The sequence below is a fragment of the Pseudodesulfovibrio pelocollis genome, from assembly GCF_030282845.1.
Lineage (GTDB): Bacteria > Desulfobacterota > Desulfovibrionia > Desulfovibrionales > Desulfovibrionaceae > Pseudodesulfovibrio > Pseudodesulfovibrio pelocollis.
In genome coordinates, this window is the sequence record NZ_JASTWE010000065.1 from 1 (window position 1) to 9,491 (window position 9,491).

The following is a 9,491-nucleotide window of genomic DNA, read 5'->3' on the forward strand; positions in this document are numbered from 1 at the left end:
CAGACAGACAATGCTCCTACACCAGTAATAACATTGCTAAACCGTCTAACTTTAGGGAAAATACCATAAATCTGCTTTTGAAGTCTTTCAGCACTACCTTTAAATTCTCGAATCAAGCTTGCTGCATCTAAACGAGACTCACTTTTCAGTAGTGCTGTTTTTGTTTTCTGAAACTGTCTCTTCATTTCATGCACTTCATCGTAATCTCGATAGGAAAGCAGAGTCTTGATGGTCTTTTCATTATCATTACGGCATGTTGATTCTTTTTTACAGGTCTTACAATCACTTTCAAGATTTAGCCGAGGCTCAGGAATGTTGATAGAAAAAATATGTTGAAGAGCCTTGACTTGTTCAATAGAGTTCAACTCTTTGGTTTTTGCCAACCTATTTAAGTAAACTTCCCATTGCCGATTCATTAAGATATTAGCGTCCCACTCTTTGGCTAGCGCAAGACTTCGATAAAATGCATTTATACGCGGATAGCAATAGTGCAGATCATCAATGATCATTCCATTTGGAGCACCTTTATCTAACTCTATACCTAAATTATTACGCAGGATCGCATTGATATCACTATTAACAATTCTGTCGACACCATCAAAAAAAGTTGAGGTAAAACTATGCTTAGGGTCTACCATCTTAACAATATTACTTTCAATGGCCAAATCCATAAACATTTTACAGTATTCGTGGACTGAAGGATGTTTCTTTTGTAAACCATAGCCGCTCATAATTGCATTCTTAATATTCGGCGTGATGATAATTTCATCAACCCAAATCAATGTACTAGGGTACGTAATCATCCATTCAGGGTCAAACTCACATGGCACACAAGACTGCTCACCAGTATCTGCAAGCAACGACAACCCACTTAGCATCACTCTATTCATACTACTGATCCGTCTCGCATTATGACTAATATAAGGCCAGTAAGAGACTCCCCCTACTCCACCAGCACCCCCGCATAGCCCACCACCTGATCGAAATCGCCGGACACCTCGCCCGAGGTGGCGTAGGCCACCAGTTGGCCCCGAGTCGCGCCCATTTCCAGAGCCGCATACAGGCCCACAGTCATGGGCAGCACGCCGCACATGGAAATTGACTGGGCGCGCACGGTGTCGAACAGGCCGCGCGGGTCTAGGGCCACCGCCGCCTTGAGGGCCAGGGCATCGAGCCGCTTGGCCTGATCGTGGGAAATGTAGTGACTCATGTCCGAACTGACCACGATGGACACGGGCCGTTTAAAGGCTTTGATCGCCTTGCCAATGGCCCGGCCCACGCCCTCCACCTCCTCGAACACGCGCGAGGCAATGGCCAAGGGAACCATGGAGACCGACGGATCGAGCCGATGCAAAAACGGCAGGATCACCTCGATGGAGTGCTCGCGCAGATGGGCGGCCGTGTCCGGCTCGATGCGCGGGTCCGCCGCGAGCAGAGCCGAGGCGAGCGCCGCGTCCACAGGCAGGGACGCGCCAGGAACGTGCCACGCCCCATCAGGCCAGAGGGCGAAGGGGCGGCCGAGCCCGGTATGGTTGGGGCCAAGCAGGAGTATGGTCGGGGCCAGGGCCGCGCTGGCCAGGGTCTGGCCGCAGACGCTCCCGGAGTAGACGTACCCGGCGTGGGGCACCATGGCCAGAAGCGTGTGCCCGGCCCCTGGCGCTTCGGTGGCGAGGTATCCGTCCACATCGCGGGCGAGGCGGACCGGGTCGGCATCGTAGAAACGTCCTGCCACGACGGGCTGTCTGTCCATGGTTCCCTCCCTGCCCTACCTGCCCTATCTGGGAGCGGGTGCATACTGCTGCGCCTGCTGCTCCAGTTCGTAGGTTTCCAAAACCGATTTCGCGAGCTGGGCCTGAAGACTCTCGGGCTTCTTCTCGACGATGTCGCCCAGGAGCTGCTTCCACTCGTCGATGGCTCCGGCCTTGCGATAGATGCGCGCCAGCTTGAATCGCGTCGAGGCCCACTCGGGGTTGTCCACGTCGATGTAGCGGTCGTATTCCCTGGCCCACTTGAGGGCCTCCTCGTAGCGGCCTGACCGCTCGGTGGCGTAGATGGACATGAGCACGGCGTCCTTGATCTTCTCGGGGTCGCCACGGGTCTGCAAGAGCAGGGTCAGCGCCTCTTGAGCGTAGACGAAGACCCGGCGCAGATCCTGCTGCTCCATGGCCGATTTGGCCATGTAGTACATGGCGTAAGCGCGAAACGCCGGGTCCACCTTGACGTCCTTGGCCAGCTCGGCCCACATGGGCAGCGCCTTGGACGCATCGCCGAGATTCTGCAGCGACATGGCCTGGGCATACTCGAACTGGCGCAGCCGCTCGGGCGGCAGGGTCCAATTGGCCCGGGCCATCTCCACCACATCGGCGATCTCCTTCCAGGCCAGTTGGTCGAGGTAGATGTTCACGGCCAACCCCAGGGCCTCGTCGGACACGCCGGGCTTTTGCTCGGGCACCAGATAGGGCCTGATGAGTTCAAGGGCCTTTTCCGGCTTGCCTATTCGCCAGTAGCTCAGGGCCACCTGGATGATGATCGCATCGTCCACCTTGGTGTCTTCCTGCCCGATGAAATCATAGGTCTCCCAGTACCTGACGACCCGGCCGAAGCGCTCCTCGGCCACCATGCCGGGCACGGCCAGGGCAAAGACCGAATCGCCCAGGGTGCGCGCCCTGGCCACCAGCGGGCTGTGCGGATACTTCTCGATGAGGTCCTGGGCCGCGCCCAGGGCCTCGGGATACTGGCGGTTGAAGGCGTACCACATGGCCAGCTTGAGCTGGGCCACCGGGGCCAGCGGGCTGTCCGGGAACTGTTCCACGATCTGCTGGTATATCCGCTCGGGGCGCAGGTTGTAGGGCCGGTCAAAGACGCTGACCATGTCCATCATGGTCGGGTCGTCGTAGATGCCTTCCTCGGCCAGACGCATGCTGGCCACCAGCCCGCCTTCCTTGTTCGGATACTCCAGCACGGCCCGCTCGTAGATCTGCTTGGCCGCGTCCTTCTCCCCCTGATTCAGATAGATGTCGCCGATGCGCGCCAGGACCACGTCCGCGCCGTCGCTCTCGGGATTGAGGTTGTAGTAGGTGAAGAAGTGATTCTTGGCCTCGTTCCACTTGCCAAGGGCCATCTCCACGCCGCCTGCCAGACGCAGGAACTCCATGTTTTCCATGTAGTAGTCCGGCCAGCGTTTGTCGATGTAGTCCACGATCTGGTAGGCCTGCTCCACGAATCCGGTCTGGTTGAGGGAATCGGCAAGATAATAGGATGCGGGCTTGACCAGTTGGTGCTCGGGATAGGTCTGAATGAGGTACTGGAACTGGTCCGCGGCCTTGAGATGCTCGCCCCGGCGGTAATAGTATTCACCCCAGTAGTAGCTGATGGACGGGATATTGTCGTCGTCCGGGTAATTGTCCTGCAAGACCTTGAAATAGGCCTTGGCCTCGGGAAAATTGTTCACCTGGAGGTTGAGCAAACCGAGATTGAGCAGGGCGCTGGGCACCCGATTGGATTGAAGATTGGCGTTCATGGCCTCGATGAAGGCCTGGGCGATCTCGCCGAAATGCCCGGACAGGTCGTGTCCGTACAACTGCTTCTTGATGTCCGCCACCGCGTAGAGGGTCTCCTCGCGGACATCCAGCGGCACCTCGGGCTGCCGGAGTATGTCCTCGAAGAGCGGCAGCGCCTCGCCCAGCTTGCCGCTGAACATCAGGGACTGCGCATCCTGGACCTGCTCGGCCAACTCCCGCTCCCGCATGCTGGCCGGGGATTCAGGCTCGGGCTGCGGCTCCGGTTCCGGTGCCGGTTCGGCCGGGACCTCCGCCGGAACCTCAGCCAGGACGGGCACCGGGACAACCGGACCCTGGTCAGCCACCTGGGCCGCCTCTTCCGGGCTCAGGGCTGGCGGCGGCGCGCCCTGCACCACGGCGGGCGGCGCGGCCACGTCACCGACCACACTGCGGGCCACACGGTCCGGGGTCTGGTCCGGTCGCACTGCTTCCGACGCGGCAGGGGGTGCGCCAGGGGGCGGTGCCACATGACCACCCACCATCGAGCCATCTGAGCCGGGAATGGGCGCTGCGTCCACCACCTCGGCCCCGCCGGAAAACGGCCCGGCCAGTTCCGCGAACTTGACCTCGTCGGCGGTCCGGTTCTCGGCCCGGAATCGCAGAGCGCTCGATGCCGGATAGTCGCCGGTCTGCCCCGGCAAAGCCCCGACTGGAGGCGGAGCAACGGGCAGAGGCTGCGGCACTGGCTGTGACGGCGGCTGCTCCGCCGCAGGAGATGCGGCAGGATCGTCCGGCGCGGACACGCCCCCGGGCGGGGCCACCTCGGTACGCACCGAATAGGGCACGGCAAAAAACGGCCTGCGATCGGCAGGAACCCCGGACTCCGGCGGCAACTGGGTTTCGGCCGGGCTGGCCGCAGGGGTATCGGTTCCCTCTGTCGGCGCGGGGGCGGGTGTGGAGGCCGCTGCCTGGGCTGGAGCCGGAGCCGGGGCCGCCCCGGGCTCGGTCGGCGGCCGCCAGCGCGCCCCGATGGGATCGCGGAAAATCTGGAGGACGAACTCGGCCTTGCCCGGGGTGGGCAGGCTGATGAAGCCGAAGGCGTCGGTGCTAGTGGTGATCAGTATCCCCTCTTCGTCCGAGCGAATGGCCCCCACCAGCTTGCCCGGCGTATCCTTGGTCCCGGGCCTGGGCTCGGTGTCCCAGATGTTCGCAGGGAGCTGGACACGCAACTCGCGCGAGCCGATACGGCGAACTGCATTTTCTGGCAACGTGCCTGAATCGAAAGAAAAAGTGAGCCTGTCGGAATCGCCTTGCGAAGCAAAATTCACACGCAGGGCCGCCGCCGGATCAGGCAGGCACAACCAGGCGATGAGGGCCAGCGCAACGGGCCAGAGGGTGAATTTGGCTCTTTTCACAGTCACGTCGAGCAGTTATGCAATTGTCGTGCTACACGTCGCGCCGGAAGCTGTACGGCCGGTGACGGCGGGTCACAGCAGTTCCCGTTTTTTCAATTTCTCGATGAGGGTCGTGCGCTTGATGCCGACCATTTCGGCGGCCTTGTTCTTGACCCCGTCGCACTGGGCCAGCGCCTCCTCCAGCAGCCTTCCCTCTATGGTTTCGAGGAAATCCTTGAGCTTGAGGCCCTTGTCCTCCATGTCCTTGAGGGTGGGCCAGACAAACCCCGCAGGCCGCGCGGGCTCGACCTCGACCACCTTGCGCAGGGGTTTTTCGCCGATGTCGTGAAATATCTTCTCAGGCAGGTCCTCGGGTGCGACCTCGCCGGAATCGCAGAGAATGGAGAGCCGCTCCATGAAATTCTCAAGCTCGCGGACATTGCCCGGCCAGGAGTAGGTCAGGAGCATCTCCCTGGCGCGCTCCGTGAGGCACAGCGCCTTGCGCTCCTTGGTCCGGCAGTGGGAGGAGAGAAAATGCTCGGCCAGGAGCAGGATGTCGCTACCGCGCTCGCGCAGGGGTGGCAGATGCATGGGGATGACGTTGAGCCGGTAGAAGAGGTCCTCGCGAAACCGGCCCGCCCGCACCTCCTCCTCGAGATCGCGGTTGGTGGCAGCCACCACGCGGACATCCACCTTCTTGATGCAGGTGCCGCCCACCCGCTCGATCTCCTTCTCCTGCAAGGCGCGCAGAATCTTGACCTGAAGGCTCAGGTCCATCTCGCCTATCTCGTCGAGAAAGATGGTGCCGCCGTCGGCCAGCTCGAACCGGCCGGGCCGGGTGCGGATGGCGTGGGTGAAGGCGCCCTTCTCGTGACCGAACAGCTCGGATTCCAGCAGTTCCCGGGGAATGGCCCCGCAGTTGATGGGCACAAAGGCGTTGTCGCGCCGGGTGCTGTTGCGGTGCAGGGCGCGCACAAGCAGCTCCTTGCCCGTGCCGGATTCCCCGGAGACGAGCACGGTGCTGTCCGTGGGCGCGACCTTGGCAAGCACCTTGAACACTTGGACCAGGGCAGAGCTGCCGCCGATGATGCCATCCAGGTTGAGCATCATTACTCCTTACGTAATCACGTGGAAATGCAGCCAAAGGGAGGTGTCCCGCATGGCCCTCTCTAGCACCTGCACCATCACTGTCAACAAACTGACGGCGTGTCAACAGGTCCGGCCAACATTCGCCCATTCCGGGTCGATGCCGGGGCGCCCCCGGGCGGGCTTCAGTGATGCGGGAATGGCGGCCGTGTGTCAACGAGCCGCGTCGGCGGCGTCCATGGCCTCGATGGCCTGGTCGATGCGCGCGATGAAGCTGTCGGGCACGCCGCGGCTGAACATGAGATGGCGCACGTTGCCCAACGGGATGTCCGGCAGCGGCTTGCTGGCAAAGATGTCCGGGGGCAGCCCGTTGACACGGATCAGGGAGTCCTTCTCCTCCGGGGCGACAAGGATGCAGAGAAATCGCTCCATGGCCAGCATGCGGACCAGTTGGGCATAGTCGCCGTTGACGCGCCCCATGCCTGGCCGGGCCTTGGCGATGGCCTCGTCCACGGCCGTGCCCAGCGAGTAGCCCTCAAGCGCCCCCATGCTGATGAACGGATCGGCCAGGATGTCGGCCAGGGTATGCTTGTCCCGAAAGAAACCGGCGTTCCTGACAAGATGGAGCGCCACAAGGGGTTTATTCTGATATATGGGCCGGGAAAACTTGGCGAACTGCTCCCGCTGCGGAGTTCGGAACCAGCCGATGGAGCAGACCGGCTCATCAGAATGCATGACCTGGAGAATCCGCTTGGCAGGCATGGACTGGAACTCGGGTTTGATCCCGGCCAGCCGCATGATGTTTGCGGTCTTGCGCAGCAGGAACCCTTCCGGCTGGCCCGAGGAGGTGGTGTAGTAATAGGGCGGGAATTCGAGATGCACGACCAGAAGGGTGCTGCCGCCCGCCCCTGCCGGGGTTGCAAAGAGAGATGCCGAGATCAGGCACAGTACAAAGGCAAGCAGATGCAAGGCGATGCGCATATGGACCCCATGGACTGGTTGTGTCCCATTCTGCCACAGGCTAGCCCAAAGATCAGAAAATGAAAAGCCCGGACAAGCCGGGCTGTGTTTATAGTGGATGGCGACCGCTACCCCCGGCGCAGGATCTCCTTGGCCGGAACCAGGGCCGTGGCCGCCGCGCCCACGATGTTGCCGGCCACGCCGGGACCGTCTCCGGCCACAAACAGGCCGTCCACGGCGGTTTCCAGGTGCGCCCGGGTCTCCACCTGGGTGGCGAAGAACTTGATCTCAGGCGCGTAGAGCAGGGTCTCGTCGTTGGACACGCCGGGCACCACGTTGTTGAGCTTTTCCAGGCCGTCCATGAGGTTGGTCAGGATGCGCTCGGGCAGGGCCATGGCGATGTCGCCGGGGATGGCGTTCTTCATGGTCGGCTCGATGTAGCTGTGGCGGATGCGGTCCCAAGTGGAGCGGCGGCCGCGCCGCAGGTCGCCATAGCGTTGCAGGATAGGCTTGCCCCCGCCGATGAGGGTGGCCAGCCGCCCTATGGCCTCGCCGTAAGCCTGGTTGTCTTCCACCGGGTCGTTGAGCACCACCTTGGAAAGAAAGGCGAAGTTGGTGTTGTCGGACTTGGTGTTCATGAGCGCGTGCCCGTTGACACAGACGAAGTCCTGGTAGTTCTCCAGGGCCACGAACCCGCCGTAGTTGGTGCAGAAGGTGCGGGTCAGGTCATCGTACTTGGTGGTGCGCACGAAGAATGTCGGGTCGTAGATGATCGAGCAGATGTCCTGCATGATCTCGTTGTGGACCTCAACGCGCACGCCCACCTCGATGCCGCGCTGGGAGACCTCGATGCCGTGCTTGCGCACCAGGGTGCCCACCCACTCGGCCCCCACCCGGCCCGGGGCCAGGATGACGTTTCGCGCCGTGTACTCCTGGCGGTTGGTGATCACACCGGTGACGCGCCCTTCGCTCACCACCACGTCCTTGGCCGTCTCCGAGGTGTGGAAGGTCACGCCCCTGTCCTGGATGTATTCGGCCATGGCCGCGATGTGGCCGGGCAGGTTGTCGCTGCCCAGGTGCTTCTGCCTGATCACCAGCAGGTCGATGCCCACCTTGCGGGCCTGCTTGCGGATGTCCTCGGCCTTGGCCATGTCCGTGGGGAATATCTTGCCGTCCATGTTGAAGCGGTTGAAGATGGCCTCGGTCTCGTCGATGAGCGCCCTGGCCTCGGACACGCCCATGAACTGGGTCAGGTCGGTCTTGCCCAGCGTATGGATGAAGTTGAGCTTGCCGTCGGAAAAGAGCCCTGCCCCGCCGATGCCGCTCAAGATGTTGCAGGGGCGACACTTGATGCATTCCTGGTCGCCGGAGATGGGGCAGTTGCGGGCCAGGGGGCGCTTGCCCTTCTCGATGACCAGCACGTCGAGATCGCCGTGCTCGGCCAGATGATATGCGGCAAAGAGCCCTGCCGGGCCGCCGCCCACGATGATGACGTCGTAATCGGTCCTGACGGTCTTGTTCATGTCTTTCCTCTCGGGTTGAGCGCAAGTATGGCCCGTTCGCCGCGCCGGATTGCCGGGCGCGCAGACGGGCCATTATCGACCGTAAGACACGGAATGCGGAACTGTCAAGCCGGGATCAGACGATCAGGTTCAGCAGGTGGCCGGTCATCTCCTCGGAGGCGCGCACCACCGCCGTATTGGCGGAAAAGCCGTGGCCCGTGGTGATCATGCCCACCATCTCGGTGGCGATGTCGGTGTTGGACCCCTCCACCCCGCCGATGAAGGGCGCGGGCACGGAGCTTTCGCGGATGGCCGAGACGCGCACGCCCTGGTCGCCGGGGCCGGATTCGAGCGTCACCGAGCTGGACCGGAAGCCCTCGGTGTTCACATTGGCGATGTTGTTGGCCGAGACCTGCTGGACCGTGGAGAGCGCCGTGAGCGCGGAGAGACTGGTGTCGGACATGATGAGAGACCCCCTCGGTGGCTTCGGGGAAGCAGCCAGAATCAAACATACCCTGTCCCGGCGCGGGACGCAAGCCCGCCTAGAAGGTGACCGTGGCAGGCCAGGCGAGGATGAACACGTTGGCATCGCCGAAGAGACGCCTGACCAGCGCCTTGATCTGGGCGCTCAGGTCGCGGTCCGCGCCGATGAGGAAGGCGATGCTCTCCTCGTGGACCACGACGCCGGAATGTATCGCGCCGCCGCGCGAGGGACCAAGCTCGGTATATCCGCCAGCCAGCCGGGCCACCTCGGCCCGGAACTCCACCAGGGCCGGACCCGGGTCCGAGCCGTCAGGCATGACCGCCGGAACCACCGTGAAATGAACGTGGAAGGGTTTGCCCCCTTCGGCGCGCGCATCGGTTGCGCCAAGAGCAAAGGCACAGGACAGGAGAATCAGGGCAAGCATCGCACAGCGCTTCATGGTCGTCTCCTTCATTACAGGGTTTGTTCTCCAGCCCATACACCGATTCACCCCCCGCTTTCAATGACCGCGAAGGCCGAGTGGTGAATTGCACTCACCTCTTGAAGTCATAAATCAATTATATTA

Annotated in this window: 8 protein-coding genes; all 8 read right to left on the minus strand. The window is 61.8% G+C overall.

What is annotated here, in order from left to right:
* On the minus strand, positions 1-890 hold an 890-nt coding region (locus tag QQS14_RS15450; RefSeq protein WP_285907913.1), incomplete at its 3' end, for a hypothetical protein.
* A gap of 53 nt (positions 891-943) precedes the next feature.
* Entirely contained in the window at positions 944-1,750 is an 807-nt protein-coding gene (gene amrB / locus QQS14_RS15455; RefSeq protein WP_285907914.1) for an AmmeMemoRadiSam system protein B, read from the minus strand.
* A gap of 24 nt (positions 1,751-1,774) precedes the next feature.
* Positions 1,775-4,915, minus strand: coding sequence for a tetratricopeptide repeat protein (locus tag QQS14_RS15460; protein WP_285907915.1), 3,141 nt, complete (start codon positions 4,913-4,915; stop codon positions 1,775-1,777).
* A gap of 72 nt (positions 4,916-4,987) precedes the next feature.
* A complete protein-coding gene (locus QQS14_RS15465; protein ID WP_285907916.1) occupies positions 4,988-6,004 on the minus strand; it encodes a sigma-54 interaction domain-containing protein in 1,017 nt (338 codons plus the stop codon).
* 189 nt (positions 6,005-6,193) lie between these two features.
* Positions 6,194-6,961, minus strand: coding sequence for a substrate-binding periplasmic protein (locus QQS14_RS15470; RefSeq protein ID WP_285907917.1), 768 nt, complete (start codon positions 6,959-6,961; stop codon positions 6,194-6,196).
* A 107-nt stretch (positions 6,962-7,068) separates the two neighbouring features.
* Entirely contained in the window at positions 7,069-8,463 is a 1,395-nt protein-coding gene (locus tag QQS14_RS15475; protein WP_285907918.1) for an NAD(P)/FAD-dependent oxidoreductase, read from the minus strand.
* Between the two features lie 115 nt (positions 8,464-8,578).
* On the minus strand, positions 8,579-8,905 hold the full coding sequence (locus QQS14_RS15480) for a flagellar basal body rod C-terminal domain-containing protein (RefSeq protein ID WP_285907919.1): 327 nt from the start codon (positions 8,903-8,905) through the stop codon (positions 8,579-8,581).
* Positions 8,906-8,984: 79 nt separating this feature from the next.
* Positions 8,985-9,365, minus strand: coding sequence for a hypothetical protein (locus QQS14_RS15485; RefSeq protein WP_285907920.1), 381 nt, complete (start codon positions 9,363-9,365; stop codon positions 8,985-8,987).
* Between the last annotated feature and the right edge of the window lie 126 nt (positions 9,366-9,491).